This is a genomic window from Rhizosphaericola mali (assembly GCF_004337365.2).
Taxonomy (GTDB): Bacteria; Bacteroidota; Bacteroidia; order Chitinophagales; family Chitinophagaceae; genus Rhizosphaericola; species Rhizosphaericola mali.
Genome location: NZ_CP044016.1, coordinates 1,518,366 through 1,533,080, shown reverse-complemented (window position 1 = coordinate 1,533,080; position 14,715 = coordinate 1,518,366). Strand labels below are relative to the sequence as shown.

The 14,715-nt window shown below is 34.9% G+C and carries 12 protein-coding genes and 1 pseudogene; 10 read left to right on the top strand and 3 right to left on the bottom strand.

The window, feature by feature from the left end; translation table 11 throughout:
- The first annotated feature begins 1 nt into the window (after position 1).
- Positions 2-3,097 (top strand): efflux RND transporter permease subunit, encoded by a 3,096-nt coding sequence (locus E0W69_RS06660; protein WP_131329241.1) that lies wholly within the window; start codon positions 2-4, stop codon positions 3,095-3,097.
- A 111-nt stretch (positions 3,098-3,208) separates the two neighbouring features.
- Here E0W69_RS06660 and E0W69_RS06655 read toward each other — a convergent pair.
- Positions 3,209-4,090: pseudogene (locus tag E0W69_RS06655) on the bottom strand (IS982 family transposase).
- A 578-nt stretch (positions 4,091-4,668) separates the two neighbouring features.
- Between E0W69_RS06655 and E0W69_RS06650 the strand changes: the two are divergent.
- From E0W69_RS06650 to E0W69_RS06635, 4 genes are all read left to right on the top strand, one after another.
- Complete coding sequence (locus tag E0W69_RS06650; protein ID WP_131329240.1) at positions 4,669-5,565, top strand: helix-turn-helix domain-containing protein; 897 nt, start codon at positions 4,669-4,671, stop codon at positions 5,563-5,565.
- 84 nt (positions 5,566-5,649) lie between these two features.
- On the top strand, positions 5,650-6,453 hold the full coding sequence (locus tag E0W69_RS06645) for an SDR family oxidoreductase (RefSeq protein ID WP_131329239.1): 804 nt from the start codon (positions 5,650-5,652) through the stop codon (positions 6,451-6,453).
- A 53-nt stretch (positions 6,454-6,506) separates the two neighbouring features.
- Positions 6,507-7,445 (top strand): aldo/keto reductase, encoded by a 939-nt coding sequence (locus E0W69_RS06640; protein WP_131329238.1) that lies wholly within the window; start codon positions 6,507-6,509, stop codon positions 7,443-7,445.
- Positions 7,446-7,815: 370 nt separating this feature from the next.
- On the top strand, positions 7,816-8,256 hold the full coding sequence (locus E0W69_RS06635; protein WP_131329237.1) for a VOC family protein: 441 nt from the start codon (positions 7,816-7,818) through the stop codon (positions 8,254-8,256).
- Between the two features lie 231 nt (positions 8,257-8,487).
- Here E0W69_RS06635 and E0W69_RS06630 read toward each other — a convergent pair whose 3' ends face one another.
- Positions 8,488-9,117, bottom strand: a complete 630-nt coding sequence (locus E0W69_RS06630) for an NAD(P)H-dependent oxidoreductase (RefSeq protein ID WP_131329236.1) — start codon at positions 9,115-9,117, stop codon at positions 8,488-8,490.
- Between the two features lie 116 nt (positions 9,118-9,233).
- Here E0W69_RS06630 and E0W69_RS06625 point away from each other — a divergent pair, with 116 nt between their 5' ends.
- The 5 genes from E0W69_RS06625 (at position 9,234) to E0W69_RS06605 (ending at position 13,225) form a co-directional block, all read left to right on the top strand.
- Positions 9,234-9,620, top strand: coding sequence for a winged helix-turn-helix transcriptional regulator (locus E0W69_RS06625; RefSeq protein ID WP_131329235.1), 387 nt, complete (start codon positions 9,234-9,236; stop codon positions 9,618-9,620).
- Between the two features lie 115 nt (positions 9,621-9,735).
- Complete coding sequence (locus E0W69_RS06620) at positions 9,736-10,476, top strand: SDR family oxidoreductase (RefSeq protein ID WP_131329234.1); 741 nt, start codon at positions 9,736-9,738, stop codon at positions 10,474-10,476.
- An 11-nt stretch (positions 10,477-10,487) separates the two neighbouring features.
- Positions 10,488-11,399, top strand: coding sequence for a helix-turn-helix domain-containing protein (locus E0W69_RS06615; RefSeq protein ID WP_131329233.1), 912 nt, complete (start codon positions 10,488-10,490; stop codon positions 11,397-11,399).
- Positions 11,400-11,487: 88 nt separating this feature from the next.
- Positions 11,488-12,249, top strand: coding sequence for an SDR family oxidoreductase (locus E0W69_RS06610; protein WP_131329232.1), 762 nt, complete (start codon positions 11,488-11,490; stop codon positions 12,247-12,249).
- A gap of 55 nt (positions 12,250-12,304) precedes the next feature.
- Positions 12,305-13,225, top strand: a complete 921-nt coding sequence (locus tag E0W69_RS06605) for a helix-turn-helix domain-containing protein (protein ID WP_131329231.1) — start codon at positions 12,305-12,307, stop codon at positions 13,223-13,225.
- Positions 13,226-13,671: 446 nt separating this feature from the next.
- On the opposite strand, the gene E0W69_RS06600 is transcribed toward E0W69_RS06605, so the two are convergent.
- Positions 13,672-14,319 (bottom strand): helix-turn-helix domain-containing protein, encoded by a 648-nt coding sequence (locus E0W69_RS06600; protein ID WP_225321425.1) that lies wholly within the window; start codon positions 14,317-14,319, stop codon positions 13,672-13,674.
- Positions 14,320-14,715 lie beyond the last annotated feature (396 nt).

The following is a 14,715-nucleotide window of genomic DNA, read 5'->3' as shown; positions in this document are numbered from 1 at the left end:
TATGTCCATAGCTGAAATTGCAGTCAAAAGGCCCTTACTTATAGTGGTTATTTTTGTCGTTTTATTTATATTCGGAATGCTGAGTTACTCGCGTTTGAACTATAATCTTTTGCCTAAAATGGAGATTGCAACGGTAACGGTAAATACCGTTTATCCAGGTGCTTCGGCCTCGGAGGTGGAATCTTCCGTAACCAAAAAATTAGAAGATGCATTTGCTTCTGTGGAAGGATTAGATAATATTAGTTCCAATTCTCAAGAAGGGGTTTCTGTTATTACCATTGAGTTTAAAAGTGGGACTGATGTAGATGAAGCCGAAAGGAATGTGCAGCGAAAAGCAGACCAGACGATTAATGATTTGCCCAAAGATATAGATCGTCCAATAGTCAATAAGGTAAATTTGGAAGAAATGCCTGTTGTCCGCGCAGGTGTGACATCCAATCTTCCACCCAAGGAATTGTACAATTTAGTAGATAAACGTCTATTGCCTACGTTGCAAAATGTAGAAGGAGTGGGGCAGGTAAATATTATTGGGGGAAATGAACGTGAAATTCAAATCAATATTAATCAGGAAAAATTAAAAGCCTATGGAATTAGTATTACCCAGTTAACCGAAGCGGTTGCTAATGCAAATACATCATTTCCTGCAGGTAAAGTAGAAACACAAAATCAGCAGCTTTCCTTGCAGTTCAATGCCAATTTGGATTCTATTACGCAGATGAATGACTTAATCATCATGCAAAAGCCAGGAATGGGAAGTATTTACCTCAAAGATGTGGCGGAAGTAACAGATGGAACTGCCAAAGAAACGGCGATTAATCATGTTAATGGTATTGCATCAATTGGGATACAGATTATAAAACAGAGCGATGCTAACGCCGTAAATGTAAGTAAAGGTGTGAAGCAAGCTTTTTCAAGTATTGAGCAGCAATATAAAAATGATAACCTTAAGTTTTTTGTATCTTCCGATCAATCTATTTATACGATGAAATCGGCGGATGCCGTAATGGAAGATCTTTTGATGGCTGTATTGATTGTAGGTATAGTGATGTTGGCATTTTTGCATAGTTTTCGTTCTTCTTTATTTGTGTTAGTTGCATTGCCGTCTTCCATAATTCCAACTTTCATTGCTATGTATTTTATGGGATTCTCCCTCAATTTAATGTCTTTGATGGCCATGTCTTTAGTTGTGGGTATTTTAGTAGACGACTCCATTGTTGTTTTGGAAAATATCTATCGCCATCTTGAAATGGGCGTTGATAAAAAGCAGGCAGCTTTAGATGGAAGAAATGAAATAGGCTTTACTGCATTAGCTATTACATTGGTGGACGTCGTGGTATTCTTGCCGTTAGCACTTGCAGGAGGACTGATTGGTTCAATATTAAAAGAGTTTGCGTTGGTGGTTGTATTTTCCACTTTGATGAGTTTATTTGTATCCTTTACGGTTACTCCTATGCTAGCAAGTCGTTTTGGTAAATTAACCATCCTTAAAAAAGATACAATATGGGGACGAATCAACCTAGGACTGGAAAATGGAATTGAGAAATTAAAAGAGCTTTATGGTCAGTTGTTGGACTGGACATTAACGAAAAAGCGTTGGCTATTATCGCTTGTAATAGTTTTATTGATTGGCTCTATTATGTTGGTAGTAAAAGGATTTATTGGAGGCGCATTTATGCCAAATGCAGATCAAGGAGAGTTGATGGTCAATCTTGAATTGGCGCCTGAAGCAACGATATACAATACGAATATGGCAACGCAAGATGCAGAAAAAATTATCATGGCACATCCCGAAGTGGTGAAAGCATTTTCCAATATTGGCTTTGTAAATGGATCGGTTGCAGGAACCTCTAACAATGCAAATCTAGCAGAGATTACTGTTGGTCTGATTGATAATACCAAAAGACAATTTACTTCCGATGAATTTGGTGTAACGCTTCAAAAAGAACTCGCAGATAAATTACCAGGTGTAAAAGTAACTGCGTCATCTATTGGGGTGACAGGTACAACGAATGGTGCCCCAATTCAGATTGCGATTAAAGGACTGGACTTGGAAGCTGTTCGTAGTGTGGCAGAAAAATATAAATCTATCATTGAAAATGTACCAGGAACAAAATTTGTAAAACTATCCGTGAAAGATCCCAAACAAGAAGTAGGTATCAATCTCGACCGAGAAAAAATGACATTGATGGGACTTAATGCTAGTATTGTTGGTAAAAGTATTCAAAATGCATTTAGTGGAAATGACGATAGTAAGTTCAAGCAAAATGGAGATGAGTATAAGATCTTTATAGGATTGGATGCCAATAACAAAACCAATATAAACGACGTGCGTAATCTCTCATTCAGCAATAGTGATGGTCAAAATTTTGTCTTAAGTCAGTTCGCCGATGTTTATCTTTCCTTAGGAGAATCAGTTTTGGAACGCAATAATCGGTTAAACTCCATCAAAGTAGAATCCAATGTAGTTGGATTGCCAACAGGGACCGTCGCAGACAATATCAAAGAAAAAGTAAAGAATGTCAAATTGCCTACGGGTATGAGTGTTGACTATGACGGGGATACCAAAAATCAGGGGGAAGCATTCGGAAGTCTTGGACTAGCACTTATTGTTGGAATTGTTTTGGTTTATTTGGTGATGGTAGCGTTGTATGATAGTACGATTTATCCATTTGTGGTATTGTTTTCCATACCTGTAGCCTTGATCGGTGCTTTATTGGCATTGGCATTGACTATGGAAACTTTAAACGTATTTACCATTATAGGTATGATTATGCTATTGGGGTTGGTATCAAAAAATGCTATATTGATTGTTGATTTTGCCAATCATCTGAAAAAAAATGGTAAGTCTGTACATGATGCGCTTGTTGAAGCAGGCAAGGAACGTTTGCGTCCTATATTAATGACTACGCTCGCCATGATACTCGGAATGCTTCCCATTGCCTTGGCCAAAGGGGCTGGTGCTGAATTTAAAAATGGTATGGCTTGGGTTATTATTGGTGGTCTTACAAGTTCCATGATTTTGACTTTATTTGTAGTGCCTGCGATGTATATGATCATTGAGAAAATATTTAATACAAGGGATAAGACGTCCATTTGAACAAAATGTTGATTTTGAATTGCTTTAATTATGGATATTAATTACCAATTTTTTTTATGTAATTAAAAGAGTGATTTATCAAAAAATAGATTAATGTAACCCGTTGTGCATTTAGGTAATATTAATTTTTAGATTGTTTAGATTTCGCTTAAAAACGGTTTTGTTTAAGAATTGTATGATAGTAGTGGCGGTTATTTTGTTCAGTATTCTAGTTTTGAATCCATTAAAAGATTTAGCGAAATTTCTTTGAATCATAAACTGTCCACATTGTTGAGAGAAAAAAGTTTCGATTCTTTTCCTAGTTTTTCTGATGATATGCGGCTGAGTATTATAGTTGTGTTGGTTGGTTCTCATGGGTACTTCCAACTGAATGTTCACCTGTCTAAACAGATCCAGTTGTTGAGTATTAGTAATGTATCCTTTGTCACCAATGATAGTACAGTCTTGCATTTCTGCTTGTACATCCTTCAAAAAATGAACATCATGTACCGCACCACAAGTCATATCAAAATGTTGTACTACACCGCCGGCAGAAATGATAGAATGGATCTTGTATCCGTAAAACCAACGATTCTGTGAAGCTCAGAAACCTTTGGATGGAGCAGTTTCGAATTCTTCTTTGCAGATCGTTGAACGACCAACCCTCGACATTTTGCAAATATCCAAGGGCATACTGTCTACAACAAAAAAACACTCACCGTCATTGAGTACACCCGCAATGTGCTGGCGGACTTGTTCTGTCAAAGCAAATAACATCTTTCTTCTTCTATTGAATACGGATCTATCAATTTTAAACTCTAAAATTGTGCCTTTTAACATCCTAAACAATGGATTTTCAGAGTCTATACTCATAAACTCTGCCGTTAATGCTAATGCGATGCATTCCATATTCGATAGTTTAGGATGGCGAATCTGCAAATAGGGCTGGTAGTTGATTGGAAAAGACGCTAAGGTTTTAAGAATTATTTCGTAGTTTTGAATGAGATGGTTCATTGTATTTAATATAATGATAATCAATTAAATATACAACCTTTTGTTGAAAAATGAACCATCTTTTTCTTGATTTTTCCCTAAATGCACAACGGGTTATAGTAAGTATAATTTAACTATAGAAGTTAAAAAAGTAAAAGTCATTATATTGAAAGATGGGAAGGGTTATAGTGGAATGATTAATTTAAATGGAGGGGCATTAAGTCTATAGTTCTTTTTCTAGAACATGCAAAACAATTTTTTGAAGATACAGAAGGCAAAAGAATACAACCTTCGAAACTAACTTATCTTACAGAATTCTAAAATATCATTTTAATTATTAGATATTCAGTGTTTTATTGGATTTTATACTAAACTAAACCAAGGAACGCTGTATATCTTCTATTGAATCATCTAAGATAACTGACACTATTACAATGTATCAGATATTTTATTTCGTTTTGCTTTGTTCATAGTAAAATAATTTATCTGATCTCTTTGTTATAATTCAACTTTTTCAATTTAAAAAGAGTTAATATTTAGATTAAGTTTATTCAAATCCGTACTTTAATTTATTTATTTGAATTTTGTAACTTTGTTGAATGATAAATATTGAATCTTTAGAAGAATTTTATAAGAGTAAGCTAATTTCTATCCCTGAAAAATTAAAGAATGGTATTGGTCATTTTGATGTCGTGCCATTCTCTTTAGATGCCAACTGTGCCATTAAACCTATTCCTTATCGATTTAGACAATATCTTAAAATAGGATTAATGTTTGGACAATATAAATTACACTTTTCTGATAAAACCTACGAAATTAGAAAGAATGCATTGGTATTTACCAATTCCGAAGTGCCTTATAGTTGGGTGCCAATTGGTTCAAATCAATATGGATTTTTCTGTTTATTTACGGAAAGCTTTTTTCACCATTTTGGAGAACCAAAGAAATATTCTGTTTTCCAACCCAATGGCATTCCTGTAGTTGAATTATCAGACAATGATGCAGATAAAATAAAGCAGATATTTGAAGAAATGATTACAGAATGGCGATCTGACAATATTCATAAGTATGACAAAATGCGTATTTCGGTATTTGAAATGCTCTTAGCTGCTGAAAAATTATTACCTAAAGAATTAAAATCCGTCTATTATTCTAATGCTTCGCAAAAGATTGCTTCCCAATTTTTGGAACTATTGGAAAGACAGTTCTCAGATGAAATTGAAGGGCCAATACTTTTACGATCCGCCAATGATTTTGCCGAAAATATTTCTGTTCACGTAAATCATTTAAATAAAGCATTAAAAGAAGTATTGCATAAATCAACTTCCGAAATCATACAAGAACGAATTTTAGTTGAAGCTAAAATTCTATTAAAACAGACACAAAAAGATGTTTCTGAAATTGCTTTTGAATTGGGGTTCAAAGAGAATACTCATTTTCATAATTTCTTTAAAAAGCAAACGCTGATGACTCCGACTCAATATCGATTAAATTGATTGAATTTCGTACTAATTGGATTGATTGTTGTTATTTATGGCCGTGTAATGTGTTCTAATTTTGCCGTATTAAAATTTTAAAAAATGGCAAAGACAATTTTTATCACTGGAGCATCGACCGGTATTGGGAAAATAACAGCGAAATTATTTCAATCCAAAGGTTGGAACGTAATTGCCACATTGCGAGATCCAAGCAAAGAAACGGAATTAACTCAATTAGCAAATGTTACAGTGCTTCCACTAGATGTTAAAAATACAACGCAGATACAATCTATAGTAGATAAAGTTACGTCATCAGTAAATATTGATGTTGTTGTTAACAATGCTGGATTTGGAATAGTGGGACCATTTGAAGGAACGCCGGAAAATGAGATTGAACGTATTGTAAATACGAATATTTTAGGTGTAATGCGCGTTACTAAAGCATTTCTCCCTCATTTTCGCTCTCAGAAAAATGGTGTTTTGATTACAGTTTCGTCTGAAGGAGGACTAATAACCTATCCTTTTTTCGCCTTATATCATGCCACAAAGTGGGCGATTGAAGGTTGGACGGAGAGTATGGTCTATGAATTAAAACCTTTGGGCATTCAGATAAAAACAGTTTTACCTGGACCCACTAAAACGGAATTTGGCAATTCGATATTTCAATCTTCACATTCGGCATACGAAAATACGTTTGATAAGTTTAGAAGTAGTTTCTTGTCGGAAAAGGCACGCTCCACCTTTCAATCCGCAGATGTTGTTGCAAATAGTATTTACGAAGCCGCAACTGATGGAAAATATCAAATACGTTATTTGTCTGGCGAAACGGCGAGAAAGCATTTTTCTGATCAAATCGAATTGGGGACAGAAGAATTTCACAATAAGATGGAAAAGAGTTTATTATAATATTTTCTTTAAATAAAAATCATTTACTATTAAATTTTTAAAAAACAATTCAAATGAATAAATTGCCAGCAATCGCATTAGGCACTTGGTCTTGGGTACCCGGAGAAGGTGATACAATATTTGGGAACAACATAACAAGCGAAAGTTTACAACCTGTTTTCGCAGCAGGAATTAAAGCCGGATTGGAACTTTGGGATACCGCTTTTGTTTACGGAATGGGGGCATCAGAAAGTATCGTGGGCGATTTTATAAGTCAGTATCCACGAGAAGAGATTACGCTTTCTACTAAGTTTACACCGCAACTTGCACCCAATACGGAGAATCCGGTATTGGATATGTTAGAAGGTAGTCTTCTGCGTCTTTGTACAGACTATGTGGATATTTATTGGATTCATAATCCTACGGATGCGCCCAAATGGACTCCCGCACTGATTCCATTATTGGAAAGTGGCAAGGTGAAAAGCGTTGGTGTTTCTAACCACAACCTCGAACAAATTAAGGAGGCTGATGCTATTTTAAAAGAAGCAGGATTTCATATTTCTGCTGTGCAAAATCACTATAGTCTTTTGTATCGTTCTTCTGAAGAGGCAGGCATATTGGATTATTGTAAAGAAAATGACATCACATTTTTCTCTTATATGGTCTTAGAACAAGGTGCACTTAGCGGAAAATACAATACCCAAAACCCGTTACCAGAGGGCAGTCTAAGAGGTGAAACCTACAACAAAATACTTCCTCAAATCGAAGAATTAACGAATGCAATGAAAGAAATTGGTGGTAATAGAAATGTATCAGTAGCACAAGTCGCTATTGCTTGGGCGATTGCGAAAAACACACTCCCAATTATCGGTGTTACTAAAGTCTCTCAAGTGGAGGATGCTGTGGGCGCTGTTTCTATAAAATTAAGTACTTCAGAAATTGAAAAAATGGAAAATTTAGCTGCAATGGTGAATGTAAATACTCGTGGATTTTGGGAAAAACCAATGGTATAGATTTATCAATTTTATGATCTAGTTAGAAATAAGCATAACTATTGTGTAAAACACTAGCAATAGTTATGCTTATTGTTTTTTAATCTACTTTCTCCATTGTTCACTAGTCAATACTTCTGCGTGTTTTGGGAAGATTTTAGTCACAAGATGTTCGTTCCTTGAGGAGTCGGTATCTTCGCAAGTATGGGACAAAATGATAATTGGTGAAATTCACTTATGGTTTTTATTTCCTCCAGTGGCTCAATAAAATGTTTTCGGAAAGACAAATGTGTTTGATTTGTCTTTCCGAAAATAACTGAACTAAAAACCGTGATGTTCACCATTATTGCAAACTATACAATTATAATTTTACATTTTAAAAAATAGAAAAATGAGTAATCAAGTAGAACATTTAGTATATCCTGAATTAAATACAAAGAGTCCTTTCAGCCAAATGAAAGCCGGACATATTGGTATTCGTACTTCGCACTATGAAGCCTTCATACAATGGTATGTGGAAATTCTTGGTTTTAGAGTGGTTAAGGAATGGATGTCTGGCGAAATGAAGCTAGCGTATATCGCGTTTCCTGGAAATGATAGTTTTATGATTGAAGTGTTGGGGAATGCAGAAGAATTGCCTAGTTTTGAAGATTTGCGGTTGGGCTACAATCATATTTGCTTCAATGTAGATAACATTCAAACTACAATCGCTGAACTAGAAAAGTTGGGCATTACCATTGTTAGACATTTCCCAATTGCCGCTATTGGAAAAGAGGTTGCTTTCATTGCCGACCCCTGGGGCAATAAGATTGAGTTTAGTGCGGATATGTAAAAAAAACAAGAGGTAATTTGAAATTAAAATTGCCTCTTGTAGTTGGGTAATCTTTTACTAAATGAATTAATGATACACTATGTTAACGCTCCATTATTTCTAAAATAGTTTGCACGAATATAAGTATCGCTAATGTGTATTAAGAAAACGGGCGTCAAGAACCAACACTGTAATTTTATTCCTAGTAATGTCACCCCTTCCGTAAGAAACTTAATTTTAAAATCATTTGCATCAACGAATTTTCGTTGCCATTTCCTCCAATGGAATTCTTACCTTTTTTGCATTGGCCAAATAATCATTTTCACTGTCTCGATATCCAAGTGATACCACAACTGTGCTGTGTAAACCTTTTTCTTTCAACCCCAAAATTTCATCTATTTGTTGCGGATTAAATCCCTCCATTGGTGTGGCATCTACCCGTACATTGGCGGCGGCTATTAAGGCAGTTCCCACTGCAATATAGGCTTGCTTGTCTGCCCAAGTTCCGTGTAAATTTTCATCTAAATTTCCAAAATGTGCGACTAAAGTATTGCTAAAGTCTTTCAAAGCTTCTACAGGGATCCCTCTCGTTTGCGCCATTAAATCAATCATATTTTGTATTCTCTGTGTTGTCACTTGATTGAATCCTGCAAATACCAAAAGATGCGAAGCAGTGGCAATTTGTTTATTGAAAGAGCCTTCGCCCAATTTCGCTTGTATTTCTTTATTGTCAATTGCAAACACTCGATAAGGCTGCAATCCACAAGAGGATGCCGTTAAATTGATTGCTTCTAAAATAAAATCTATCTTGTCGTCTGATACTTTTTGATCGGAATACGCCTTGACTGCATATCGCCAGTTTAGGTCTTCTTTTAAATTCATATTTCTTAAGTTTTAGGCAAAAGTAGTATGGTGAAATGACAAATTGTATCTTTGTGACAAAAAGTAACAGTGACAAAAAAGTAACCACAGTTATTTAAATACAGAAAAAAGAATAAATGCCTGAGATAAATGAAATCCGCAAAATAAGTTCAGCTACAAATTTTCTACATATCGCAGAATGTAAGAAAAAACTAATGGCAATTCATGATACAATGGACGTAATTAGTGGAAAATGGAAATTGTCCATCATTGCTTGCTTGTGTTACAAACCCATGCGCTATTCCGAAATTTTGCGTGAAATCTATGGCATTTCTGGAAAAGTCTTGAGCCGAGAATTGAAAGATTTGGAAATGAATCAACTCATCAAAAGAAAGGTATTAGACATTCAACCCATATCTGTTGAATATTCTATCACTGATTATGGTGCTACCCTTCAAAAAATGACAGAAGTTATTGCAGATTGGGGCATAGCGCATCGACAAAAAATTATTGGAGTCAAGTAACATTTCGGTTTCTTTTCTATTTTTTAATTAACCTTAAACATTGACTACAACATTTACCAATCTGGCTACTTTTAGATTGATGAACATTTTGAACTTTGCGTTAAAATAGAATAAGATGCAAAATTTAAAAGGTTTAGTTGTTGTCATTACAGGTGCAAGTGCTGGCATTGGTGAAACGATTGCTTTAGAACTCGCCAAACAAAAAGTAAAAGTAGTATTAGGTGCTAGAAGCGAAGATAAATTGGCTCAAATTGTAGACAAAATTACTAGTAATGGCGGAGATGCAATTTATTTTCCCACTGATGTAACTAAGAAAAATGAAGTGCAAAATTTAGTGAATGAAGCAGTTGAACATTACGGCAAACTAGATGTTGTTATCAACAATGCAGGAGTTGCCCAGATTGGTAAAATGGAAGAGTTAGATGTGGAATTTTGGGACCAAATGATTGATATCAACATAAAGGGAACTTTATATGGAATGGCTGCGGCGATTCCCGTTTTTAAACGACAGAATTATGGGCATATCATCAATATTATTTCCACCGCTGGCATCAAAATTGTTCCAACTCAAGCCGTTTATGCAGGCACTAAAAATGCGATTAGAACTATTACAGAAGCCTTTAGACAAGAATCAGATGGCAGTATTAGGATTACTGGTATTTCACCGGGATTTGTCCATACAGAGTTTAGCGTTAAGAGTGCTAAAACACTTGAAATGAAAAAATTGTATGCTGCAAAAGTGGAAGAGATAGCAATCAGTCCTAAGGCGATTGCTGACGCTGTAATCTATGCAATCAGCCAACCGAAAGAAGTTGAAATTGGGGATATTGTAATTCGTCCAGCAGCGCAGAATTAAAGTAATTAAAAATGAAAGAATCTAAACTTTTACGTTTGAATAGTATTTCACAATTAGTGCGTGCGTTAGGATTGCCAGGACCTTCGCATCCATTGATTACACTTGTTGATTATGCAAAAATTCCACAGGGTGCATTGACTAAAAATCAAAAAATCAGTCTGGATTTTTTCAAAATTTCATTCAAGCCAAACTATAAGGGACGAACAAAATACGGGCAAGGTTATTATGATTTTGAAGAAGGCGGATTGGCATTTATAAAACCCAACCAGATTGTTTTTTCGCCAGAAAATTTGGATCAATATGAAGGGGTTGCTTTGTATTTTCATCCAGACTTTATTCGTAGTTATCCTTTAGGAACCAATATACATAACTATGGTTTTTTCTCTTATAATGTTTCTGAAGCGCTCTTTCTCTCTGCTAACGAAAAAGAGATTGTCGGAAATTTATTTACAACTATAGCCTCAGAATTACAACGGAATATTGACCATTTCACTCAAGATGTGTTGGTTTCTCAATTGGAATTATTATTGAATTACAGCAATCGCTTTTATGATCGTCAATTTATCACTAGGAAAGCCGTCAATAATGATAAAATAAGAATACTGGATCAACTACTCAATGACTTTTTTGAAGACAGAAATGGTTCAAAAAATGGACCTCCTTCTGTTGCATTTATCTGCCAACAAATGCAGCTATCGCAACGTTATTTGAGTGATATGCTTCATTCTCTAACTGGAATGAATACGCAACAATACATTCAAAATGCCATCATTGAAAAAGCAAAAGAGAAACTTTCAACCACAGAATTATCCGTAAGCGAGATAGCCTATGATTTGGGATTTGAACATCCACAATCATTCAGCAAATTATTTAAAAAACAGATGAATCAGAGTCCATTGGAATTTAGGAATTCGTTTAATTAAACAATCCGTAATTCAGTGCTTGATAACTGTAATTTGACTACTTGTAGCATTTATTTTCTTTCGAATTTTGCCTTATAAAATTTTAGATATGAAAAAAGTATTTATTACAGGGGCAAATAAGGGAATTGGTTTTGAAACAGCCAAACAATTGCTCCAAAAGGGCTATTATGTTTATTTAGGAAGCCGGAATGTAGAAGCCGGTGAAAAAGCCGTAGCAGATTTAAAATCTCAAGGATTAAATAATGTAGAATGTATTCAAATAGATGTCGCCGATGAACAATCCGTACTTAATGCTATGAAAAATATTAGAGAAAAAACAAAAGTTTTAGATGTATTGATTAACAATGCAGGGATTTCTGGAATTCAATTTGATACCAATGGGGAAATAATTCCTCAAACGGCAATTGACACAAGCATTGATATATTCAAACAAGTATATGAAATTAATGTTTATGGTGTTATTAGAACCACTCAAGCATTTATAGATTTTCTAAAGAAATCCCCAGAACCAAGGATTGTAATGGTGAGTTCTAGTCAAGGTTCCATCACACTTCATAGTGATCCTAACTACATTTATTATAATTATAAAGGCGCCGTTTATCTCTCATCCAAATCGGCACTAAATATGTACACTGTGAACTTGGCGTATGAATTAAAAGATACTAACTTTAAAATTAATGCGGTTAGTCCTGGATATACAAAGACAGATTTCACCTTTAATCGAGGCGTAGGAACGGTAGAAGATGCAGGTAAACGTATTGTCAAATATGCCATTATTGATCAAAATGGCCCTACGGGTCAATTTTTTTGTGAAGAAACAAATCCAAATGGAGGCGAAATTCCTTGGTAGAAAAATAAAGTCTAGTCCATTCAATTTTGACTAGACTTTTTGTAATTTTAAAAAGATGAAAAAAGTTGAAAATCAATTTATAAAATACAATACAATCACGGAAGTTCACTACTCCTTTGGACTTCCCAAACCCTTGCATCCATTGATTAGTTTGATTGATAATTCTCAAAATACAGTAGCAATTCCGCCATTGCCATTTTTGCATGTATTGAGTTTTTACAAAATCGTATTATGGACAACCAAGAACGAAGGTTGGCTTCGATATGGACAGAATAATTATGATTTTAATGAAGGCGGAATGTTCTTTGGAAAACCCGGTCAGATTTTGGGTGCGCAACCAGACAGCCCAGATCATTCGGGTTATGTATTGTTGATTCATCCCGATTTTTTTAAATCATTTCCGCTGGTGCAAACAATTAAAGACCATCATTTTTTTGACTATAGCGTCAACGAAATGTTGCATCTTTCTGACAAAGAGAAAGAAACAGTTATTAATGTTTTCAAAAACATAGAAGACGAACTTAATAATCGTTTGGATGATTACACGCAAGAAGTAATTATTGCACAGATAGAATTGATTTTGACTTATGCCAATCGTTTCTACAAGCGTCAATTCATCACTCGAAAAGTGGTAAATCACGATATATTACTCCAAGTAGAAGCTATATTGGAAAAATATTTTAATTCTGAGGATATTGTCATCAAAGGATTGCCAACGGTAGCTTACTTAGCAGATCAAGTACATTTATCGCCCAATTATTTAGGTGATTTATTACGTTCCTTAACTGGGCAAAATGCACAACAAATTATTCACGAAAAACTTATTGAAAAAGCCAAAGAAAAGCTTTCCTCCACTAATTTATTAATAAGTGAAATTGCTTATGAATTGGGCTTTGAACATCCACAATCTTTCAGTAAAATCTTCAAAGCAAAAACCCATTTGAGTCCATTGGGGTTCAGACAAAGTTTTAATTAAAATTAACTATAATATCCCTAGTTTTATTTTTCCAATGGCGTTAGTAGATAATGAGTATTAGCTTTTAATGTTATTGCTCGTTTGAGCTTTCACTAAGAATTAATTTCATTTGAGATTAAATATAATAAATCCACACTCAAATAATATATACCGAATGCGTTCATTTAATAGTTTGTAATGAGATCAGAATATCAACCACCAACTATTTTTTGGATTGAAATTTTCGTTTACGAATCCGACTCAGAAAGATGGGGGTAATACCCAAATTGGAAAAGACGATCAAATTAGTGCTCTAATGCCAAAATTGATTTGATCCCCGAAATGTGTTGACAAACAATAAGTTGCGTGAGATTTATGAAATTGGCGGTATGGGTTAATTCTCGTCGTTTTTTTCAATTAATTGTACCATTCAAGTTTATGCATAAAAATCCTATTCCTTAGTTTCATCAGTTCATATTTTGGAATTCTTTTGGTGTATGTCCAGTTTTTTGTTTGAACAATCGAATAAAATGCTGGGGATACTTAAATCCCATTTCGTATGCGATCTGCGCTACGGACTTTTCTTTATTGAAAATATTCACTTTCGCGATATTGATGATTTTGTTCTGAACGTATTCTTGTGCAGATCTTCCGGTTTCCGTTTTGATTAGATCTCCGAAATAGTTGGCTGATAAGTGTAGTTGCTCGGTACAATAAGCCACGGAAGGAATTCCTGTTTCAAGAGGATCATCAGATTTATAATAATTATCCAAAAGCAATTCAAACTTTTCCAGTATTCCGGTATTCACATTTTCCCTTGTAATGAATTGTCGGTCATAAAAGCGTTCACAATAGTTTAGAAATAGTTCGATACTAGAAGCGATGAGACGCTTGCTGTGCTTGTCAATTGACCTTTCCAATTCGGTTTTAATATTTGAAAATATCTCCAAAACGAACTGTCTTTCTTTTTCCGACAGATGCAACGCCTCATTCGTTTGGTAGGTGAAGAAATGGTACTCGGACATGTTTTTGGCCAGCGAGGTTCCTTTGATTAAATCTGGGTGAAATACAATCCCATGTCCCATTGGTTGGTATGGATCGGTTTTGTTTTCCACATCTAAAATTTGCCCAGGTGAGATAAAGACCAACGTACCTGCTTGATAGTCTTACGTTTCCCGTCCATATTTCAGATCGCCACATTTGACATCCTTGAGGAAAACACAATATAGGTTGAATGCCATTTTTGAACCACGGCGAATATGCGCCTGTGAGAAATCTATCACGTTCACCAAGGGATGCAACGTTTCATGGTTATTAAACACATGTCTCGTCCTGAAATAGGTTGACCAAAAATTCAACAATTACGGTCAACAATGGAGACAACAAACAATCCTGCCTGCCAAAAAGAAACGGCAAAAACGTATCCTTCAAGTTTAAGATTTTCGTTATTTTCCAAATCAATAACAGACAAATCTCCCTAAATCATGCTTCCCAGCAATACGATATTTCTA

Excerpts from the sequence above, each read along its gene's own strand:
- E0W69_RS06660 (WP_131329241.1), top strand. The coding sequence starts at position 2 with ATGTCCATAGCTGAAATTGCAGTCAAAAGGCCCTTACTTATAGTGGTT.
- E0W69_RS06650 (WP_131329240.1), top strand. The coding sequence starts at position 4,669 with ATGATAAATATTGAATCTTTAGAAGAATTTTATAAGAGTAAGCTAATT.
- E0W69_RS06645 (WP_131329239.1), top strand. The coding sequence starts at position 5,650 with ATGGCAAAGACAATTTTTATCACTGGAGCATCGACCGGTATTGGGAAA.
- E0W69_RS06640 (WP_131329238.1), top strand. The coding sequence starts at position 6,507 with ATGAATAAATTGCCAGCAATCGCATTAGGCACTTGGTCTTGGGTACCC.
- E0W69_RS06635 (WP_131329237.1), top strand. The coding sequence starts at position 7,816 with ATGAGTAATCAAGTAGAACATTTAGTATATCCTGAATTAAATACAAAG.
- E0W69_RS06630 (WP_131329236.1), bottom strand. The coding sequence starts at position 9,117 with ATGAATTTAAAAGAAGACCTAAACTGGCGATATGCAGTCAAGGCGTAT.
- E0W69_RS06625 (WP_131329235.1), top strand. The coding sequence starts at position 9,234 with ATGCCTGAGATAAATGAAATCCGCAAAATAAGTTCAGCTACAAATTTT.
- E0W69_RS06620 (WP_131329234.1), top strand. The coding sequence starts at position 9,736 with ATGCAAAATTTAAAAGGTTTAGTTGTTGTCATTACAGGTGCAAGTGCT.
- E0W69_RS06615 (WP_131329233.1), top strand. The coding sequence starts at position 10,488 with ATGAAAGAATCTAAACTTTTACGTTTGAATAGTATTTCACAATTAGTG.
- E0W69_RS06610 (WP_131329232.1), top strand. The coding sequence starts at position 11,488 with ATGAAAAAAGTATTTATTACAGGGGCAAATAAGGGAATTGGTTTTGAA.
- E0W69_RS06605 (WP_131329231.1), top strand. The coding sequence starts at position 12,305 with ATGAAAAAAGTTGAAAATCAATTTATAAAATACAATACAATCACGGAA.